14 protein-coding genes and 1 riboswitch are annotated in these 20,963 nt (G+C 38.9%); of the genes, 2 read left to right on the top strand and 12 right to left on the bottom strand.

All coding sequences use genetic code 11. The annotated features are described in order from the left end of the window. Positions 1-23 precede the first annotated feature (23 nt). Genes BMY85_RS00795 through BMY85_RS00760 form a run of 8 tightly spaced genes read right to left on the bottom strand, consistent with a single transcriptional unit; the run spans position 24 to position 7,610 of the window. Positions 24-1,112, bottom strand: coding sequence for a hypothetical protein (locus BMY85_RS00795; RefSeq protein ID WP_092475045.1), 1,089 nt, complete (start codon positions 1,110-1,112; stop codon positions 24-26). A 15-nt stretch (positions 1,113-1,127) separates the two neighbouring features. Next, on the bottom strand, positions 1,128-1,925 hold the full coding sequence (locus tag BMY85_RS00790; protein WP_092475042.1) for an ABC transporter permease: 798 nt from the start codon (positions 1,923-1,925) through the stop codon (positions 1,128-1,130). A gap of 18 nt (positions 1,926-1,943) precedes the next feature. Further along, positions 1,944-2,744 carry an ABC transporter permease gene (locus tag BMY85_RS00785; RefSeq protein WP_092475039.1) on the bottom strand — a complete coding sequence of 267 codons (801 nt, stop codon included), beginning with the start codon at positions 2,742-2,744 and terminating at the stop codon, positions 1,944-1,946. After that, positions 2,741-3,727 (bottom strand): ABC transporter ATP-binding protein, encoded by a 987-nt coding sequence (locus BMY85_RS00780; protein ID WP_092475259.1) that lies wholly within the window; start codon positions 3,725-3,727, stop codon positions 2,741-2,743. The genes BMY85_RS00785 and BMY85_RS00780 overlap by 4 nt, the downstream gene beginning before the upstream one ends. A gap of 8 nt (positions 3,728-3,735) precedes the next feature. Then, on the bottom strand, positions 3,736-4,914 hold the full coding sequence (locus BMY85_RS00775) for a radical SAM protein (RefSeq protein WP_092475036.1): 1,179 nt from the start codon (positions 4,912-4,914) through the stop codon (positions 3,736-3,738). Between the two features lie 20 nt (positions 4,915-4,934). After that, the gene (locus BMY85_RS00770) at positions 4,935-6,020 is read right to left on the bottom strand and encodes a hypothetical protein (RefSeq protein ID WP_092475033.1); all 1,086 of its coding nucleotides are present in this window, start codon (positions 6,018-6,020) and stop codon (positions 4,935-4,937) included. An 8-nt stretch (positions 6,021-6,028) separates the two neighbouring features. Beyond that, positions 6,029-7,348: a hypothetical protein gene (locus tag BMY85_RS00765; RefSeq protein WP_092475030.1), complete on the bottom strand. Its 1,320-nt coding sequence runs from the start codon at positions 7,346-7,348 to the stop codon at positions 6,029-6,031. Next, positions 7,335-7,610 (bottom strand): acyl carrier protein, encoded by a 276-nt coding sequence (locus BMY85_RS00760; protein ID WP_092475027.1) that lies wholly within the window; start codon positions 7,608-7,610, stop codon positions 7,335-7,337. Before BMY85_RS00760 ends, BMY85_RS00765 begins: the two co-directional genes overlap by 14 nt. Before the next feature lie 201 nt (positions 7,611-7,811). Here BMY85_RS00760 and carB point away from each other — a divergent pair, with 201 nt between their 5' ends. Together carB and BMY85_RS00750 are read left to right on the top strand one after the other, a co-directional pair. After that, positions 7,812-11,027, top strand: coding sequence for a carbamoyl-phosphate synthase large subunit (carB, locus tag BMY85_RS00755; protein WP_092475024.1), 3,216 nt, complete (start codon positions 7,812-7,814; stop codon positions 11,025-11,027). A gap of 154 nt (positions 11,028-11,181) precedes the next feature. Continuing rightward, complete coding sequence (locus BMY85_RS00750; protein WP_092475022.1) at positions 11,182-12,261, top strand: heparan-alpha-glucosaminide N-acetyltransferase domain-containing protein; 1,080 nt, start codon at positions 11,182-11,184, stop codon at positions 12,259-12,261. Positions 12,262-12,386: 125 nt separating this feature from the next. On the opposite strand, the gene BMY85_RS00745 is transcribed toward BMY85_RS00750, so the two are convergent. The 4 genes from BMY85_RS00745 to BMY85_RS00730 form a co-directional block, all read right to left on the bottom strand. Next, entirely contained in the window at positions 12,387-14,573 is a 2,187-nt protein-coding gene (locus BMY85_RS00745) for a DNA topoisomerase III (protein WP_092475019.1), read from the bottom strand. Positions 14,574-14,864: 291 nt separating this feature from the next. Then, a complete protein-coding gene (gene adhE / locus BMY85_RS00740; protein ID WP_092475016.1) occupies positions 14,865-17,507 on the bottom strand; it encodes a bifunctional acetaldehyde-CoA/alcohol dehydrogenase in 2,643 nt (880 codons plus the stop codon). A 360-nt stretch (positions 17,508-17,867) separates the two neighbouring features. Then, on the bottom strand, positions 17,868-19,145 hold the full coding sequence (locus tag BMY85_RS00735) for a zinc dependent phospholipase C family protein (RefSeq protein WP_177180561.1): 1,278 nt from the start codon (positions 19,143-19,145) through the stop codon (positions 17,868-17,870). Positions 19,146-19,322: 177 nt separating this feature from the next. Beyond that, entirely contained in the window at positions 19,323-20,501 is a 1,179-nt protein-coding gene (locus tag BMY85_RS00730) for a cation:proton antiporter domain-containing protein (RefSeq protein WP_092475011.1), read from the bottom strand. A 327-nt stretch (positions 20,502-20,828) separates the two neighbouring features. Continuing rightward, positions 20,829-20,900: riboswitch (Fluoride riboswitch) on the bottom strand. Positions 20,901-20,963 lie beyond the last annotated feature (63 nt).

Genomic DNA, 20,963 nt, shown 5'->3' with positions numbered 1-20,963 from the left:
GTTATAAACACTATAATTTCTATTTATAGTTCATTCCATTTGAGTTTCTCATAAATCTGATACAATAGCACCGCTTCTTTTTCTTTCAGATCTAATAACTGGCATTGCATTTTTTCTCCTAAGCTTCTGTCTGCTTTTTTGCCCCATGTCACCTGCTGGATATATTTGATTGCAGTAAACAGAAATGCTTTTCCTGCTTTTACAACATTTTTATACTGTTGTGCTTCACCAGCATTACGTATGTATTCTTTTTCCAGCAGATATTCAATCTTATACTGCATGCCTTCCAGATGATTGTAGATGGCATACGGCACCGTCAGATCCACGTTCTCACCAGCCTCACAATTTTTCCGAAGCATTTTGCCTAACACTTCATAAAGCTGGTTTCCATACGCCAGTTTCTTTGTATCTTTTGCAAACGTAATTGCCAGATCTACATTCCAGTCCGTTTCTTCCAGATGAAGATAGCGTTTTAAGTCCTTCGTAAACTGACGGAGGGAAAAAGCAAACTGGAAATCCTGTTTATACTTTAATAAACTGATTTTCTTAATATTCCGGTTTACATGATCTGCAATCTCCTGATTCCAGAATATATCCATATGGGCATATGCTTCTTCCATATCACAGTAGGAATGAACAAGCTTCCCATATGGCTTCCCTGCAAGATACCCAGTTGCATATATTTCCTCCTTTTCATCGTCAAAGCCATACACAAAAATTTCATGGAATCCATTCCTATCATAACCGTATTTTCTTAAATACCTCCAGTTCAAAAACACCATAATATAAAAGCCGTTTTCTATCTGGTTTCTAATGAATTCCACAAATTTTCCTGCTTTTACCTGACTGGCCGGAATAGAATAATTCTCAATTGGCCATTTTACGTAACTTTCTGGCTGAAAACAGCTATAAGAAGCCATGTAAAGCGTATCTATGTTCAAGTAGTCAAAACATACCTGATGATATGTCTCCTCATACTGGATAACCAGCTTAAAAAAATTCTGGACAAACCAGTCCCGCCCTTTTTCATAGTTTAGCACAATATTATTTATGGCTGCATAACCAGCAAAGGAATCAATGACTGGTTTGGCAAGTGGTAATTTCTTTTCCATCGTTTTCTCCATTTCTTAACTGCTTGCACTTGAATAATTTTTGATCGCCTTATTCCATAAAAGAATGGAAATCCATACAAAAAGCGGGATTGCCACAATGGAATATAGCATGTACGCCTTCGGAAGAATTCCAAATACAAACATTGGTGCAAAATTGGTAATCAGAAAAATCGGAATGAGAAAAACACCTATTCTCTGCATGTTTTTATGATAAATAGCCATCGGCATATTGTTAAAATCCCAAAGGGCAAAAATTATATTCTGCAAAGCATCTACCCGGATCAGTCTAAATGCCAATATGGTTGGAATTATAAGCAGTGGATACGTTACTATGCACCCAACCAGGGTAAAGCATATGTATCCTACTATATTGATTATGCTTACATCGGTTCCTGTTCTTCCCCATGAAATCACTACCATAATGACACCAGCAAGAACATTGGGAATTCCTAATCCAATATCAAATTTCCGGAACGAACATAAAAACTGGCAAGATACCGGTTTTGTAAGGTAGATATCCAGTTCCCCATTTTGGACATAGGACGGTATGGACGCAATATTAGGGTAATACACCGAATCCATAATTCCTGTTATTATAGTATAGGAACCAATAAACATTAAAATCTGGTCTGGGGTTGCCCCATTAATGGAAAGTCCAATAGAAAACACAACAATGATGTAAAGGCTTTTTGCTAATAAAAACCCTACTTCCGTAAAAACCGAAAGCAGAAAATTCACTTTGTACTCCATCTGTGCCATAATATTGTATTTCACCATATGAAAATACAGACGGATATAATCTTTTATATTCATTTCAAATCTCCTTCTTGCTCAGCCTCCGACTGCGGTATAGCTTTTTACTCCTTTTTTCCAGACCACATCCGTCACAACACACATTGCCACAATCCAGACTGCCTGCAAAGCAAATCCTCTTATAATTCCTGACTGGTCCAGATTTCCATCAATAATAGAAACTGGAAAATACGTTGTATAAGTAAAAGGAAGCATTCTCAGTACAGTCTGTATATTCTTACTGAAAATATCAATTGGGAATATTCCTCCACTGACAATATTTCCAACTAATGTCATAATAAAGATGGCTCCAGAACCATCTTTCATCCAGAATCCAGCACTGCAAAAACAGATGTATATAAAATAATTCAGTATCATAGCCAGAATCAAAGAAAAATAGTAAAAAAGAAACGTTGCCAGTGTAAACTGCACACCATAGTGCAGAATAAAAAATATGGAAATCCCAATCATCAGCAAGGTAGCAAAAATAAGATTCATAATCTTCTCGCCTAAGAAACAGGCTCCTTGATATGGCAGGTAATTCACTGGACGGACTAAATATTTCGCAAATCCTCCCTGCTTTATATCATTATTGACTTCTCCTACAAAACTGACCGAGACAAGTCTGGAGGTAATAGCAGCATATACCGCATACACTAGCATCTGTCCTAATGTATATCCGTAAATCACCTGATTCCTTGATGAACCGTATATACCAGTCCACATAAAATACTGGATGCAAAGCGGAAAAACAAAGCTTAACAAATCCATCCAGAAATTTGCCCGGTACCGCATTGCTTTTTGCATTCCCAAAGAAAACGCCTGTTTATATACCATCATGAACCTGTTCCCTCCATTCGGTAAATCTTTTCAATGCTTTCTTCCAGTGGAATGTCCATTACATTAAAGTCCCTCACTCTATACTCTTTCAGGATTTCCGCCGCAACCTCCTGCAGTTCTTCCCTCCCTACTTCCAGATGTACTTCAAATTCATCCGCTTTCTTGACAATCCCATATTTTTCCATGCTTGTCCAGTCTGATTTTTCACTGAATTGAAACGATAACACCTTCCGGTTATTCAATTCCTTATTAATGTCATGTATGTCTGCATCATATACCAGCACTCCATGATTAATAATAATCGTCCTGCTGCATAAATCCTCTATGTCATCCATGTAATGGCTCGTCAATAAAACCGTTGTTTTCTGTTTTTCGTTATATAGTTTTAAAAATTCACGAATCTTTTTCTGTGCAATCAAGTCCAGTCCAATGGTAGGTTCATCTAAAAAAAGGACTTTTGGCTGATGAATCAGTGCTGCAATCAATTCCATTTTCATACGTTCCCCAAGGGAAAGATCTCGAACCTGTACCTTTAACAATTCCTTTACATCCAGTATTTCACATAGTTCATCAATCACTTTATGATACTCTCTGTCATCAATTTTATAAATACACTTATTCAGATAGAAAGACTCATTGGCAGGCAAGTCCCACCACAACTGGTTTTTCTGCCCTAACACAATGGATATCTGTCTTTTAAATTCATTTTTCCTGTCCCATGGAGTATAGCCTAGCACAGATGCTTCTCCACTAGTTGGAAATAAAATTCCAGAAAGCATTTTTAACGTTGTTGTTTTCCCTGCACCATTTGGTCCCAAGAAGCCCACAATCTCACCTTGTTCCACTTCAAAAGAAAGGTTTTTTACAGCCTCCTTCGTGATTTTTTCTGAATGAAACAGTTTCTTAATTGAGTTTTTCATACCAACTTCTTTTTTGGTATAAACAAACTGCTTTGTCAATCCTTTTACCTGTATTCCCGACATATTACCAGCTAACACCCTTTCTCTTTTTTTCTTCCATGAAGATATAGATTATTGCATTTTGTGCAAACCGGCATATTTCCTGTCTGAACCATTTTCCGGATCTGGTTGTATTTTTCATTCTTCCAGATTTCCTTTACCGTATTCTTCTTTAAATCACCAACAATAAATTCCGGAAAATGCTTGCAGGTCGTAACGGTTCCATCTGGTAATATTTCCATACGATCTGCCACAGAATAACAGCAATATGCGTTCTCAACTACATTTCGGTCTTCCAGAAATGGTACTATCTGGTCAAGTTCCAGATTTGGCTGGAATTTCACCTGATTCTTCCAGGTACGTTCTGAAATCCGTTTATGAATGGCAAAGATTTTCTCATATTCCTCTTCTGGATATTTAAATTTAAACGCATGCCAGCTTGCTACTGAACTGGTACAGGTTCCAAAATGTTCTTCATAATAATGATCCATCCTGACAGATGTCTCTGGTGCTATGTACCACGGATAACAGACAATCACATAGTCTACCCCTATTTCTTCCATGTATTCCAAAAAGTCATACATTTTATCCACCATATTTCCGCTTAGGACACAATGAACGGATATTTTTCCTTTGAATTGGCCTTTTTTACGCATATCCAATAAGGTTTTTATGTGATGCATTACTTTTTGGTAATTTCCCTTTCCCCGGATTTCATCATTTTCTTCTTCAAATCCATCTACTGCTATTAGCAGTTCCAGATTATGGTCAAATCTTAAAATATCGTCCATACGCTTATCGATCAGGATTCCATTGGTACACATAGCAGTAATCCTCTTTTCCCGTTCCAATACATAGGACAATTTTGAAAACTCACTATGAAAAAGCGGTTCTCCTCCCCAAAGATAAACATTTGACTTAACACTGCTAGTTTCTTTCATTACTTTGTCAAATAATTCTGGATCCAGCTCCTGATTCTTCATCTCTGCACTCATGTTATGATGATACCCCTGCTCATTCCATTCATAACAGGTCTTACACCGGAGATTGCATTTATTGGTCAGCTTAAATCCTAATATAAGCGGCATATCTGTTGAAAACTCTGCACTCTCTCTAAGTCCTTTTGATACAATGGACATGTTTTTAGCAGCCTTCGCTAAAATAACCGCTTCCTCTTTTGATAGCTTTCTCGTTGTTTTTGGCTGTTTCATGCCGATTCCTCCTCACTATGCTATTTTTCCATCCATAATGTCTCAATATAAGCACCTAGTCCCAGTTTTCCTTTCTTGTTTTTCCGGATTTTTTCTCTCAGCTCCGATAATATCTCCAGTGAATAACCGCTTTCTTTCCATTTTGAAAAAGAAATGCCCAGTCCCAGTTTTTCATATGCTTCCTGATTCTTTCTTTCATGTTCCGCTACCGGTTCCAGAAATACAATAGGCACTTCGCATGCAATTCCATCCAGCATGGTACCACCTCCAGGCTTACTTATCACCGCATCACATTGTTTATAAATCTGGTACAGATCATGCATGCTCTGATTTTCCAGTTTCTTTCCCGTTTCTCCATCTAGCATAACAGGAAACTCATATTCCCCAGATTCATCTGCTATCCACGGTTTCCATCTGGTATCCATAAGAATATATTGTACATCCTTCTCCTGTATCATTTCCTCCTGTTCATGAGCCAAAACGAACATGTGACAATCCATTGCAGCTTGTATCTCCTGTTTTCTCTCACGATAGTCACCCATTCCCCAACCCCCGCCGTGGATATTAAATACCGGCTTTTCTTTTGGTACACTAGTGTCCTCTTTTGGTACGGGTACTTCAAATATATACTGGACTCCCGTTTCATCAATAGGAAGAATTTCTTTATAAAACAGATCTGGATTGCTAAAATTGCTCCAGGATGGAGCAGTTCCAATATCCATATGTACAATAACGGCACACAGACTGCTGTCATCATGAATCTGCATTCTATACTGTTCTACTACTGGTATCCAGTTTCCTGATAAAATAACCAGCTTCTGCACTTTTTCCTTTTCCCATTTTTTTGAAATTGCATCTATCATTTCTTCCTCTAATGCAGTTCCAAGCTTCTTCTGTGCAAGTTTATGTCCAAGCTTTGCCACCTTAAAGCTTTTATGATACTCCCTTTTGTTCTTTAAATACTTGGCAAGAACTTCTTCACTAAAATAATTTTCAAACACATCCATAGTTACCGTATACCCCTGCTGCCTGAAATATTCCCTTAAATGCAGGGCAGGCACATAGGTTCCTAATCCCATAGCGGAAGTTAATAATTTAATATTCATGCTTTCTCCTATCCCTCTGCAAATGTTTTACATAGATCTGTAACTTTTTCCCTGTACTGTGCTACTTCTGTTCTGGTCCCTGCCAGCAGAAAATACATCCTTCCTTTTTGATTTTTTTCTGTTTTTTTTCTTAAATTAATAAACAGAGTATTGGAAGTAAGTGGAATAACCCCTTTTCCCGAATCCACAGTAAAAAGAATCTTTGCCTCCTGCATCCGTCTCAAAACTTCTTCCATGCAAAGCTTTGGATGAACAATGGCATCTATATAAAATGTACATATTTCCTCATTGTCATAACCTAATTGAACCAGCCTGCTTTCCAGGTTCTTTTTTATCAGGCTCATGGATTTTCTTGCATTAATCTCTACAACTGGAACCAGCATATCCGGTTCCACAATCATGCTATCCACGCAGACATCACCAAAATAGCCGTCTTTATAAAGCTGTTCCATTACCTGCTCCATGATTTTAAAATAGCCTCTCTGTTCTAATAAGAGAAGCAGTTCCTCATCTGCTGTGACGGAACCATGATAGGCTCTTTCCTGATTCAGAATCTGCTGGACAGAAATCCTTTCTGCCTTTCCAGTATCTTTATGGATATAATACTGAACAGAAAAGTCTTTTGCCACCTGAAAAGCCGGTTCCAAAATAAACCTGATTTCCTTGCCTTTTTTGCACTGCATGGCAATATTCCGGCAGACAGTCTGAAATGCTTTTTCTTCGGTAATCTTTAGATTCCCCTTTCCAGAAACCCCATATTCTTCCTTGATGATAAGCCCGCCATTTTCCTGCAGAATGCGTTTTCCTTCCCGGAGAAACGATGCCTCGTCCCTTACAATCTTAGCATATTGGCTAAATCCAAGCTTTTTTGACAACTCCGTAGAGTAAACTTTAGAATTTACGTTTGCTACTGCATCCTGTTCTGGATGTGGATAACAAATGTGGTTCTGTTTGGCCAGTACTTCATACTCTGGCAGAATTGCATAGGTTTCCAGAACCGCATTCTGGGAAACATCATGCAGTTTATAATTTTCTGCATGATACTCACAGGATTTTCCCTCCATTTCTTCTTCCAAATACTGATTGGTAAATTGAAATCCAAGCTTATGCAAATAGGCAAGATGTACTGGATTCATTGGAAGCCCCGTTAAAACAACATCTTCTTGATTCTGGCATAACGCAAACATTAATTCATCCATTGCACACACAATATTATCCAAGCTATTGTTCCGGATAGCTGGCAGCATCACAATATGTTCCGGCTGCCAATATCTCTCCGAATCAAACTTGGCTGCATAAATCCTGTTCCCTGTTTTATTTTGTTCCATCTTGTAACGCCTCCAGATAATCTGCAAGCAGCTGGATGGTCTTTACTTCGTCAAAGTCAAACTCATCAAAATCAATGCATAAACCAAATTCTTCTTCTAAATCCAGAATCACGTTAACCAGCTGTAAAGAATCCAATCCTACCTCATTGATTAGATCCATATCCGCTTTCAGCTCTTTCTCAATTCCTTCTTCCCCTAATACATTCTGAATGCTTTCCATAATTTTTTTCATCATCATAGTACAAAATACCTTTCCTTTCAATTAAATTTCTCGTTTTATTTTACCATTATGTGGAATGGAATTCAATTCCATCTTATCTGCAGATTCTATAATTTCCATACTTTTCCCCAACACTTCTTGACAAATCTCCCATTTCATAAGAAAATAGATAAGAATAAAATCAGTCTTTATAAATTTAATTACAGTATGCCAATTTATGTTGACGATTAATTGGAGGGTATCATGAAGAAAAGAGAAGACATACATAAGGTATTAATAATCGGTTCTGGTCCTATTATCATTGGTCAGGCTTGTGAATTTGACTATTCCGGAACCCAGGCTTGCAAAGCCTTAAAGTCACTTGGCTATGAAATCGTATTAGTAAACTCAAACCCGGCAACGATCATGACAGATCCGGAAACGGCAGACGTTACTTACATTGAGCCTCTCAACGTAGAATCCTTAACCAGGATTATTGCAAAAGAACGTCCAGACGGTTTACTTCCTAATTTAGGTGGCCAATCCGGATTAAATCTTTGTTCTGAATTAGCAAAAGCAGGCGTTCTAGACGAATACGGCGTAAAAGTCATTGGTGTTCAAGTAGATGCTATCGAACGTGGTGAAGACCGTATCGAATTTAAGAAAACCATGGATTCTTTAGGAATCGAGATGGCAAGAAGCGAAGTGGCATATTCTGTTGAAGAAGCTCTGAAAATCGCAGATGAATTAGGTTATCCAGTTGTTCTTCGTCCAGCTTATACAATGGGTGGAGCCGGCGGCGGCCTTGTATATAATAAAGAAGAATTAAAAACCGTTTGTTCCCGTGGTCTTCAAGCCAGCTTAGTTGGCCAGGTTCTTGTAGAAGAATCCGTACTCGGATGGGAAGAATTAGAATTGGAAGTGGTACGTGATGCAAAAGGAAATTTAATCACCGTATGCTTCATTGAAAATATCGACCCACTTGGAGTTCATACAGGGGATTCCTTCTGTTCCGCTCCAATGCTTACCATTTCTGAAGATGTACAGGCAGAATTACAGCGCCAGGCATATAAAATCGTAGATGCAATTGAAGTAATCGGTGGTACTAATGTCCAGTTCGCAAGAAATACGGAAACAGGACGTATTATCGTTATCGAAATCAACCCAAGAACTTCCCGTTCTTCCGCACTTGCATCCAAAGCAACCGGATTCCCTATTGCTTTTGTTTCCTCCCTGCTTGCTGCAGGCCTTGATTTATGCGATATTCCATGTGGCAAATATGGAACTCTTGATAAATACAAACCAGACGGCGATTACATTGTAATCAAATTTGCCCGCTGGGCCTTTGAAAAATTCAAAGGAGTAGAAGATAAACTGGGTACCCAGATGCGTGCTGTTGGCGAAGTGATGAGTATCGGCAAAACTTATAAAGAAGCATTCCAGAAAGCCATCCGAAGCCTTGAAACAGGACGTTACGGATTAGGTTTTGCAAAAGACTTCCACGACAAATCAAAAGAAGAATTAATCAATATGCTTCACATTCCAACAAGTGAACGCCAGTTTATTTTATATGAAGCACTTCGTAAAGGTGCTACTGTTGAAGAACTTTATGATTTAACCAAAATCAAACCTTATTTCTTAGAGCAGATGAAAGAATTAGTAGAGGAAGAAGAAGCTTTATTACAAAGCAAAGGTTCCGTTCCTGCTGCTGATGTCTTAGTCGCTGCTAAGAAAAATGGTTTCTCTGATAAATACTTAAGCCAGTTATTAGAAGTACCGGAAGACGAAATCCGAAAAGCCCGTTTAGATGCTGGTCTTAGCCAGTCCTGGGAAGGGGTACATGTAAGCGGTACAAAAGATTCTGCTTACTACTACTCTACTTACAACGCTCCTGACTTAAGCAAAGCAAACGAAGACAAACCTAAGATCATGATTCTTGGCGGCGGTCCTAACAGAATCGGCCAGGGTATCGAATTTGACTACTGCTGCGTCCATGCCGCAAAAGCATTAAAGAAGTTAGGCTTTGAAACCATTATTATTAACTGTAACCCTGAAACAGTATCTACGGACTACGATACTTCTGATAAATTGTATTTTGAGCCTTTAACACTGGAAGATGTATTAAGCATCTATGAAAAAGAAAAACCGCTTGGGGTTATTGCCCAGTTCGGCGGCCAGACTCCGCTTAACTTAGCTTCCCAGTTAAAAAAACATGGTGTCAACATTTTAGGAACTACTCCGGAAACAATTGACTTAGCAGAAGATCGTGACCTGTTCCGTGCTATGATGGATAAATTAGGAATCCCAATGCCAGAAGCAGGCATGGCTGTAAATGTTGACGAAGCACTTGCTATCGCACATAAAATCGGCTATCCGGTCATGGTTCGTCCTTCTTATGTACTTGGCGGACGTGGCATGGAAGTGGTTCATGATGACGAAGCACTTCGTGTTTACATGAATGCTGCTGTTGGCGTAACACCTGACAGGCCAATCCTGATTGACCGTTTCTTAAATCATGCAACCGAATGTGAAGCGGACGCTATCAGCGATGGCAAAACAGCATTTGTTCCTGCTGTTATGGAACATATTGAGCTTGCAGGCATCCACTCTGGAGACTCTGCCTGCATCCTGCCATCCAAGAACATTTCCAAAGAAAATCTGGAAACCATTAAAGAATACACCATGAAGATTGCGAAAGAAATGAATGTCCGTGGTCTTATGAATATGCAGTATGCAATTGAAAATGGAAAAGTTTATGTTATTGAGGCAAACCCTCGTGCTTCCCGTACTGTGCCTTTGGTATCCAAAGTCTGCGATATCCGGATGGTACAGATTGCTACGGAAATCATGACGGAAGAATTTACAAAGAAACCATCTTCTTTAAACACCTTAAAAGAGAAAGAATTCTCTCACTATGGTGTCAAAGAAGCAGTATTCCCATTTAACATGTTCCCAGAAGTTGACCCATTATTAGGACCGGAAATGCGTTCTACTGGTGAGGTTCTTGGCATGGCTTCCAACTTTGGAGAGGCATTCTTTAAAGCACAGGAAGCTACTAAGACTAGCCTTCCATTAGAAGGAACGGTTCTTATCAGTGTAAATGACAAAGATAAAACGGAAGCCATTGAAGTTGCCAAAGGATTTGCAGATCTTGGATTCAAGATTTTAGCAACTGGCGGTACCTATGACTCGTTACAGGAAAATGACATTGCATGCAAATCCATCTACAAATTACAGCAAGGCAGACCTAATGTATTGGATGCCATTACCAATGGTGAAGTAAATATCGTAATCAACACTCCTGCTGGCTCAAAAAATGAATGGGATGACAGTTATGTACGGAAAGCTGCTATTAAGGCACGTATCAGTTATATGACTACTATGGCTGCTGCAAAAGCCGCTGTAGAAGGCATTAAAGCCAGAAAACACCATGAACCGGTACTGAAATCCTTACAGGAATTCCATAGGGAAATTAAATAATGTAAACGATACAAAAAATGTCGGGTAGCTTAATATACCCGACATTTTTTCGTTCACGCTATATTTCTTCTAAAAAACACATAATATTTACATTTGTACTTTTTCTAATATTGTGCTATAACAATATTAACAATACTATTCTAGGAGGTTTTATATGAACCAAAAACGTCAATTAGAAATTGATATTGTAAAAGGCTATGCCATCCTTTTTATGGTTCTAGTGCATTGTTATGAGGATTATGGTTCTGCTGCAATACAAACAAAAGGCTTCTTTTCCCATCTTGTATTTTTTTTAGGCGGTCCCTTGACCCCTCCTGTCTTTATGTTTTGTATGGGAGTTGGCATGGTCTATACCCACAAGCAGTCCAGTCGTCAATTTATAAAACGTGGCATTTTTCTTTTCTTTCTTGGTTATGTTTTAAATTTCATTCGTGACTTTATTCCTTACACAATCCAAAGCTATATACAGCACGATACTTCCTTATTTGAAACGGCCAAAGACTATCTGCTCTGTACAGACATTCTTCCATTTGCCGGACTTTCTTACCTTTTTATAGGAGTATTTAAATCAACCAGATTAAAGGATTACTGGCTTATCGTATTCTATGCATTCTGTGCCATTTTAAATGTAATACTGCTTCCATTCAAGTTTGAAACCCGTACCTTAGCTAGCATAACCGGACTTATATGGGGCACCTGGGACTGTACATGGTTTCCTTTCCTATCATGGATTTTCTTCCCAATTTCGGGATATTTATTTGGAAAACAGCTGATTACATACAAAGACACCGATCAGTTCTACCGAAAAATCCTGACTTTTACAGGGCTTTTGTTCTTTCCGCTGATTACCCTCATGTATGAACTGCACATTGACTGTGGTGCTCTTGATGGATACTTTGATATGGAATATTTTCATATGAACTGGTTTGGAAACTTTATGACCTTGGAACTGATTCTTCTCTGGACTGGCTTTTGGCATTTTGCTTCCGAAACCCTCCCTTCTCTCTTAAAAAATACTCTTGTCCGCTGGAGCAAAGAACTTAACGTATTTTATATTATTCATTGGATTTTCATTGGCTATGGCAATCTTGTATTTGGATATTTTAAACATTCTGTAATAGAAGTGCTTTTGCTGTTTGTATTTACACTGGCAGCCAGTGACTGGATTACTGCCTGTTTTATTAAAAGACGAAACCTGCCACTTTCTAAGCCAGCTGGTTCAGTCCGTCGATAAAAATATATCCCTTGTCATGCCCTCTATGGCAGTAACAAGGGATATATTATATACCTAATGCTGTTTTATGCTGTATCTGCACCTGTCTGCTCTTCTGCTGTTTTCTCGCTTATACGGATTAAAAACTAATCCAGTTCCAGCTTCGCTAACGCAGCTGCCAGTCCTGTATTCAATGGTGCATCCTCTTTCTTCATTTTATTCATATACTTGGCAACATCCTTTTTCGAAACGCCTGCCCCCTCTTTCTTACGTCTCTCCTGAAAGGCAGCCAGTTTTTCTTTATGTCCACATACACAAGTAAACATCTGCTTATCTCCTGTTCCAAACAATTCCATTCTCTTATGGCACTTCGGACATCTTGCATTGGATGTTCTGGAAACGGTTTCCTTATACCCGCATTCTCTATCCTGACACACACGTTTCGTACTGTTTTTTCCTTTTACAAGAAGCAGGTATTTTCCGCAATTAGGACATTTATGATTTGTAAGATTGTCGTGACGGAATTTTCCCTCTCCTGATTTGATTTCTTCTATTAACTCATTGGTATAGGCTTTAATATCGGCCATAAATGCATCCCGGCGCAAGGATCCTTTGGCGATTCTGGATAATTTCCGCTCCCAGTCTGCTGTTAATTCCGGCTTTTTCAAGTCTGCTGGCACAAGTTCCAAAAGCTGTTTTGCTTTTGCTGTAATATGAATATCCTTGCCCTTCTTTTCTAACAGATAGGAGTGAAATAATTTTTCGATAATATCGGCTCTTGTAGCAACTGTTCCTAAACCACCTGTCTCACCTAATGTCTTAATATCTTCCTTGTCCCTGCTCTCCATGTATTTCACTGGATTTTCCATAGCAGATAATAAAGTGGCTTCGTTAAATGGGGCTGGCGGTTTTGTTTTTCCTTCTGTCATAACTAAGTTCGATACTTCAAGCCATTCCCCTTGATTCACTGCAATGACATCTGTATTTTCTTCTTCTCCCTCTTCATAACAGTTGTCATACACCTCTTTCCATCCAGCCTTTTTCACAAGATTTCCTTTGGCTGTAAAGGTCTGTCCACCAATCTCGATTTCCACAGATGTCTGCTCATATTCGTAAGCAGGATACAATACCGCTAAGAAACGTTTTACAACTAAATCATAAATCTTTCGTTCTTCCAATGACATATGCTCTAGCTGTGGATACTGTTCCGTCGGAATAATTGCGTGATGATCGGAAACTTTACTATTATCTACAAAGGCTTTCGTGGGCTTCACTGTCTTTACCTGTGCTGCCAGTTTTCTGTAAGGACCTACGCTAATAGCCTGTAACCGTTCTTTTATGGTATCCACAATATCGGTAGTCAGATATCTGGAATCGGTTCTTGGATAAGTCAGCACTTTATGATTTTCATATAAACGCTGCATAATGTTTAATGTCTCTTTGGCTGAAAAGTCGTATTTTTTGTTGGCTTCCCTCTGCAGTTCCGTTAAATCATATAGCTGTGGTGCTGGTTTTTTCTTTTCGCTACGGGATACCTGTACAACTTTCGCTTCCTGCCCTTTTAACTCCTTGAGAAGAGATTCTACTTTATCTTTGTCAAAACTGCGGTTACTTCTGGATTTTTTCTCTATCCATTGCATTTTCATAGATTGTTTGAATCCATTTTTTCTAGTAACAGATGCAGTAAGTCCATAGTATGGTACAGGCTTAAAGTTACGGATTTCTTCTTCCCTCTTGGCAATCATAGCAAGAGTTGGCGTCTGCACACGCCCGCAGGATAACTGGGCATTGTATTTGCAGGTCAATGCACGAGTAGCATTAATCCCAACAAGCCAGTCTGCCTCTGCACGAGATACTGCGGCACGGTATAAATTGTCATAGTCCTTGCCCGGCTTTAGATTGGCAAATCCTTGGCGAATTGCCTTATCTGTTACGGAAGATATCCATAAACGTTTGACTGGCTTCTGGTTTCCTGCCTTTTCTAAAATCCAGCGTGCCACTAACTCTCCTTCACGGCCTGCATCTGTGGCAATGACAATTTCCTTTACATCCTTCCGGTTTATCTGGAATTTTACTGCATGGAACTGCTTGCCTGTCTGTCTGATTACTTCTAAACGAAGGTATTTTGGAATCATGGGAAGATCCTGCATATTCCATTCTTTATACTTAGGATCATACTGCTCTGGATCCGATAAGGTTACCAGATGGCCAAGTCCCCAAGTTACGATATATTGATTTCCTTCTATTGCACCATTCCTATTTTTACTGCATTTCAGAACTCTGGCAATATCACGGCCAACAGAAGGTTTTTCTGCAATCACTAATGTCTTCATCTATTTTAATCTCCTTGCTGCTTACAATATTATGGATTCTATAATACCATATCCATACTTTCATGGCAACTTAGGCAGGAAAACACATTTCGAATACTCCCCTTATTGTAAAATGTTATTTTCTAGGGGCTGACTTCCTTACTCATTGGTGTGCATCTCTTTCCAGTAATAAAGAATTACGATTCGCCTCCGATTTTTCACCGTAATTCTGCTGATAACCAAAAGAGACTGTTGCTCTACACAAAATAAAGCAACAGCCTCCAGCTAATATCCATCCAGACTTAGTAAATCTTATTTCCCATAATAAGCCTTTAAGAACATTTCCTTAATTTCGCTCATTAATGGATATCTTGGGTTTGCACCAGTACATTGATCATCAAATGCCTGTTCCACCATTTCATCTAATGTTTCTAAAAAGTCTTTTTCCTCTACACCATACTCAGCAATGGTTTTCTTAATTCCAACTTTTTCTTTTAATGCTTCAATTGCAGCAATTAAATTTTCAAATTTTTCATCTGCATCTTTCCCCTGAATTCCTAAGAAATCCGCACATTCCACATATCTGTCCTTGCAATGTGGATATTGATATTGAGAGAAAGTACCCATCTTTGCAGGAACGCTTGCTGCATTAAATCTCATAACGTCTGTAATTAATAATGCATTGGCAATACCGTGTGGCAAGTGATGGAATGCACCTAGTTTGTGAGCCATAGAGTGGCAGACTCCTAAGAATGCATTGGCAAATGCCATACCAGCCATTGTAGAAGCATCCGCCATTTTTTCACGAGCTGCTGGATCGTTCGCACCATTCTCGTAAGCACTTGGCAAGTATGCAAAAATGTTTTTCATCGCTTTTAATGCTAAACCATCTGTGTAATCTGTTGCCATGATGGAAGCGTAAGCTTCAAGAGCATGGGTTAAAGCATCAATACCAGAAGCACTTGTCAAGCCTTTTGGCTGGTTCATCATCATGTCAGCATCAATAACAGCCATTTTTGGCAGTAATTCATAGTCAGCTAATGGATATTTTACGCCTGTTTTTTCATCTGTGATAACGGCAAATGGCGTTACCTCAGAACCTGTACCTGAAGATGTTGGAACAGCAATGAAGTATGCTTTCTGTCCCATCTTAGGGAATTTGTAAATACGTTTTCTGATATCCATGAAACGCATAGCCATATCTAAGAAATCTGCTTCTGGATGTTCGTACATTACCCACATAATCTTAGCGGCGTCCATTGCAGAACCACCACCGATCGCAATGATTGCATCTGGTTCAAATGCTCTCATAGCTTTTGTGCCTTCTTTTGCACATTTTAATGTTGGGTCTGGAGCCACTTCATAGAAGGTTGTGTGCTGGATGCCCATTTCATCTAATTGATCGGTTACTACTTTTGTATATCCGTTTTTGTATAAGAAGGAGTCTGTTACGATAAATACTTTCTTCTTATTCATTTCTTCTTTTAATTCAGCAAGTGCAACTGGCAAGCAGCCTTTCTTGAAATAAACTTTTTCTGGAGCTCTGAACCAAAGCATATTTTCTCTCCTCTCAGCTACTGTCTTGATGTTCATTAAGTGTTTTACACCTACGTTTTCGGAAACAGAGTTTCCACCCCAAGAACCACAGCCTAATGTTAAGGATGGAGCTAAAGCGAAGTTGTAAATATCACCGATGCCACCTTGTGCTGCAGGAGTATTAATAAGAATACGGCAAGTTTTCATTGCTTCTTCAAATACTTTGATTTTATCCTGTCCAGTTCCTAAGTTGATGTATAAGGAAGAAGTATGTCCAAATCCACCATCTTTTACTAACTGTTCTGCTTTTTCAATCTGTTCTTGAAAGCTTGCTGCTTTATACATTGCCAATACTGGAGAAAGCTTTTCGTGTGCAAGTGGTTCTTCCATCTGAACACTTTCTGCTTCACCAATTAAAACTTTTGTATGTTCCGGTACATCAAATCCAGCTAATTTTGCAATTGTCACTGGTTTCTGGCCAACGATTTTTGCATTAAGAGCACCGTCAATTAAAATTGTTTTTCTTAATTTGTCTGTCTCTTCTTTACTGCATACGTGACAGCCTCTTTCCATGAACTCTTTCTTTACTGCTTCGTAAATGCTTTCGTGAACGATTACGGACTGTTCAGAAGCACAAATCATGCCATTATCAAATGTTTTAGAGTGGATAATAGAGTTTACTGCCAATAAAATGTCTGCACTTTTATCAATAATAGCTGGTGTATTACCTGCACCTACGCCTAAAGCTGGTTTTCCTGAAGAATAAGCAGCTTTCACCATTCCAGGACCACCTGTTGCAAGAATGATGTCTGCACTTCTCATAACTTCATTTGTTAATTCAATAGACGGAACATCAATCCAGCCGATAATTCCCTTTGGTGCTCCTGCTGCAACTGCTGCGTCTAATACGATTTTTGCTGCTGCAATTGTAGATTTTTTCGCACGTGGATGTGGGCTGATGATGATTGCATTACGTGTTTTTAATGCTAATAAAGATTTGAAGATTGCTGTTGATGTTGGGTTTGTTGTTGGGATAACTGCTGCCACAACTCCAATTGGTTCTGCAATTTTCTTAATCCCGAAAGATTTATCTTCTTCTACAACACCACAAGTTTTTACTGTTTTATATGTGTTATAAATGTATTCTGCTGCATAGTGGTTTTTGATCACCTTATCTTCAACGATACCCATGCCCGTTTCTTCAACTGCCATTTTTGCTAATGCAATTCTGTGTTTGTTTGCTTCTAAAGCTGCAGCTTTGAAAATTTCATCTACTTGTTCTTGTGTATAGGAAGCAAAAATTCTTTGTGCTTCCCTGATTTCATTTATTCTCAGTTGTAAAGCTTCTACGTTATCAACTAAGTCTGTTTCCTGTACTTTCACTGCTGCTTTTTCTACTGCTTTTTCTTTCCTTGCCATCGTAATATTCTCCTACTCTGATGTTGTTATATTATGTCCTAATATACGATTTGTTTTGTTTATTCACTAACAGCCAGCTGACTGTCTGTTTTTTACGGGTATAGTATATTAAATGTTTGTTAAAAAGTCAACAAACCCTTCGTACAAATATCGACATGGTTCAACACTTATTCTTCGTCATTTTGTACAAAAACAAGTACAATCCCCTAGTTTATTTCCTGAACAACTTCTTACATTCCCATTATTGTCTTGTTATATGTACTTTATTCTGCATTTCGTGTTAATTCCATACATTTCTAATTTTTTGTTCCGTTATTTTTTTAACAGTTACAGCAACGTCCTTATCCATAGCATCTTTTTCTATTCTTTTATCACTGGGTCAGATGTATTCTCTACAGAAGACCAGTCCACTGCATAGGAAATGGAATCATTTCCATTTAGCCATTTCTCAATTTTTTTAGAAGGCATGGCTGTTCCATTTACATTAATGTCTACACTGCTTAGATACCACGCCTCTCCTATAGAAAACTTTACTTTCTTTTTTTCTATCCATACTTTTTTCACATTATCTGGCGTAAAACGGGCATCATTCAGATAAAGATAATATTCGTCCTTGTCTCCATTTTCAAAATCATCGTATCCTGCTTTGTCCAATAACCAGCTTTTCTGGTCACCGGATCTGGTTTCCATCTTAAAATACACATCGTCATCGGTGCCTGCTCCTGATTTAGTGCCTGTTTTTACCGTAACGGTTAAACTGCTGATAGGTGACTGGCTTTCTCCCACATCCAGATTCCATCTGTCTGTAAAACTGCTGTAATCACCTTTTTCTGCCTGCTTTAATAAAGAAGCACACTGGACTTTTGCCAAAGAAAATGCCTGTTCTAACCGTTTCTTTCTTCCGTTTTGATTAAGAAACTGTAACGACTCACTGGCATTTTCATAAGTATAGCCTACACCTGTGCTTAACCCTACAGATATAGCATCAGCCCAAAGCTTTTCCGTATTTACCGATTCCGAAGTATGATATACTTTTTCACAAATACGGTTTAACAGGTCAAAAGGAATCTTATCTTTGTCTGCATAAGCCTTAGAAAGATAAGATTCTGTATAGGTACTGTTTCCATAACCGCCTAAAACTGCCCAGACATAAGGTTCTGCTTTGCTTTCTAATTCACCATGCAAATCTCTTGTTTTTTCATTATCCAGATATACACCACATTCTGGATTTACAAATATACCGTGGCATGCCAAGTCTCCACTGATATGGGATATCCAGCCTGCCGCAAATGCAATATTCACAAGGTCATTAGAAGCTAATGCTTCTTTCATCAGTTCTTTTGCAAATGTACCTACTTTGTAATAATGGTAACGGTCAGCCCATGGTGCATATCCTGCAATTCCACGAATCTGCCCATATCCTAAGTCCGGTCCCACAGCTCCCCAGGCTGCTACATGTGGATAGGTTTCTATTGCTTTTTTAATAAGGCTTTTTGCTGGCAGTTCATCAGCCACCCGATCTACCAGCGCATAATGGGAAGCTGGCTTAAATGCATTGACGGTACCTCCGTTTCCGCAAATAGTCCCTAAAATGGCACATCCTAACATAATACAAAATCCCTTTTTTCTTAACTTCATATAATTTCCTCCTTTAAATCCCATTTATATTTTCTTCAATATGCATGTCTTAAAAGAAAGCCTGTCTTTATTATACCTTATTTTCCATATTGTGTCGATTCTTTGCAATATAAAAACATGATTTTCAAAAAACTTAAATTTTTCTAAAAATCATGCTTATTATTTCATACTTTTATTCTATGCCTTTTCTAATAACTTTTTGCAGCTTCTGTCAATGCAGATAGCACCAAACGGTGCGGTAATTAAAATTGCCAGAATTGCTGCAGTCAAAACAGTATTCCCGCATTTTAACCCTAAGGATAATGGTACCGTTCCGATTGCTGCCTGAACGGTAGCTTTTGGTGTGTATGCCATCATACAGAACAGTCTTTCTTTTTTATCCAGTTCCGTTCCTGCCATACAGCAAAATACTCCTGCCATGCGAAATACCAGTGCCCCTATCACTAAAATAATTGCCATAACACCTGCCGTTTTTACATATTGTAAATCCACTGCTGCTCCCACTAATACAAATAAAAGGATTTCTCCAGCAGTCCACAGTCCATTGTATTTCTCAGAAAGTTCCTTTGCCAGCTCTGGTTTCTTCTGATAAAAGGCAAGTCCAATACTCATTATAGCAATGAGCCCTGATACAGGAACCCTTCCTTTTAACTGATTTTCTAACTCGATCATAAGAAAGGAGGCACTTAACACCACTAACAGCTTTTGTATAGACGTAAGGCTGCATTGGTCAAATAAAATGCCTAACAGGATTGCCACCATAATTCCTCCTGCTATGCCTAGAAGTATGGAAACTGGTATGGCACTGAACTGAGTGGCACTGACCGATGATTTTTGTTCTAATGCAATAAACGCAGTAAATACTACAATGACAAATACATCATCTACGGAAGCTCCTGCTAAGATGAGCTGAGGAATGCTTTTTTTGGTTCCGTATCCATCTTCTATAAGCTGAATCATTCTTGGAACGATAACGGCTGGGGAAACGGCGGCAATAACAGCACCGATAATGGCAGCTTCTTTGCGGGTTACTCCTAACAGCATTGGTGCTAACAGTATGGTTCCTGCAATTTCAAAGCTGGCTGGCAAAAAGCACATAAGAAGTGCGGGTCTGCCTACTTTTTTCAGGGATGTAACATCAAGGGACAAGCCTGCTCTGGTCAGGATAATGACCAATGCAAATTGTCTAAGCACTGGAGCAATATCTAGTATGGTTTTGTCTAGCAGATTCCCTAAATTTGGTCCTATTAGGATTCCTGCCAGTATCATGCCAATTAGGCCTGGCAATTTTAGTTTTTGAAATATGCGGCTAAAGAAAAGTCCAGCAATAAATATGAATGCGAAACTTGTAAGCATTTTGGTTCCTCCTTTTTGGTGGCTGTTGGAAATGAAGCGTAACGGAATTTCTTATAACGGAACAAATCCTGAGTTCCTCAGACTCTCGTGACTGGAATGTACTCGAAGGGACTCAGACTTTGCCATGCCAGATGGGTGTCGCTGTCTTTTAGCTGTCGCTGTCTTTTAGCTGTCGCTGTCTTTTAGCTGTCGCTGTCTTTTAGCGACTATCTTCCTTACCCATCTGTGTGCATCCTGTGCCCTTCTTTTTCAGGGCACTTTTTATTTGATAGGGAAAGACTCACAGAGGACTTTCTTATCAAATAAAAAAAGCCGACGATCCTGTGAATGTTCACAGAAGTCATCAGCTTAATATGCGGTTCTGGTTTCCCAAGGGAGAACTTCATTCCCTAATTCGGTTTTATTGTAGCAGATAGCCAGGATGATGTCAATAGGCACTATATATATGCTAGTAGTAAAAAA

Source organism: [Clostridium] polysaccharolyticum (assembly GCF_900111595.1).
In the GTDB taxonomy this organism is placed as follows: domain Bacteria; phylum Bacillota; class Clostridia; order Lachnospirales; family Lachnospiraceae; genus Clostridium_AI; species Clostridium_AI polysaccharolyticum.
This window is presented reverse-complemented; position numbering and strand designations above follow the sequence as displayed.

What these genes read in the sequence shown, in the direction of transcription:
- BMY85_RS00780 (WP_092475259.1), bottom strand. Translation starts at nt 3,727, where the DNA reads ATGTCGGGAATACAGGTAAAAGGATTGACAAAGCAGTTTGTTTATACC.
- BMY85_RS00790 (WP_092475042.1), bottom strand. Translation starts at nt 1,925, where the DNA reads ATGAATATAAAAGATTATATCCGTCTGTATTTTCATATGGTGAAATAC.
- carB (WP_092475024.1), top strand. Translation starts at nt 7,812, where the DNA reads ATGAAGAAAAGAGAAGACATACATAAGGTATTAATAATCGGTTCTGGT.
- BMY85_RS00795 (WP_092475045.1), bottom strand. Translation starts at nt 1,112, where the DNA reads ATGGAAAAGAAATTACCACTTGCCAAACCAGTCATTGATTCCTTTGCT.
- BMY85_RS00785 (WP_092475039.1), bottom strand. Translation starts at nt 2,744, where the DNA reads ATGATGGTATATAAACAGGCGTTTTCTTTGGGAATGCAAAAAGCAATG.
- BMY85_RS00745 (WP_092475019.1), bottom strand. Translation starts at nt 14,573, where the DNA reads ATGAAGACATTAGTGATTGCAGAAAAACCTTCTGTTGGCCGTGATATT.
- BMY85_RS00735 (WP_177180561.1), bottom strand. Translation starts at nt 19,145, where the DNA reads ATGAAGTTAAGAAAAAAGGGATTTTGTATTATGTTAGGATGTGCCATT.
- BMY85_RS00775 (WP_092475036.1), bottom strand. Translation starts at nt 4,914, where the DNA reads ATGAAACAGCCAAAAACAACGAGAAAGCTATCAAAAGAGGAAGCGGTT.
- adhE (WP_092475016.1), bottom strand. Translation starts at nt 17,507, where the DNA reads ATGGCAAGGAAAGAAAAAGCAGTAGAAAAAGCAGCAGTGAAAGTACAG.
- BMY85_RS00750 (WP_092475022.1), top strand. Translation starts at nt 11,182, where the DNA reads ATGAACCAAAAACGTCAATTAGAAATTGATATTGTAAAAGGCTATGCC.
- BMY85_RS00770 (WP_092475033.1), bottom strand. Translation starts at nt 6,020, where the DNA reads ATGAATATTAAATTATTAACTTCCGCTATGGGATTAGGAACCTATGTG.
- BMY85_RS00765 (WP_092475030.1), bottom strand. Translation starts at nt 7,348, where the DNA reads ATGGAACAAAATAAAACAGGGAACAGGATTTATGCAGCCAAGTTTGAT.
- BMY85_RS00730 (WP_092475011.1), bottom strand. Translation starts at nt 20,501, where the DNA reads ATGCTTACAAGTTTCGCATTCATATTTATTGCTGGACTTTTCTTTAGC.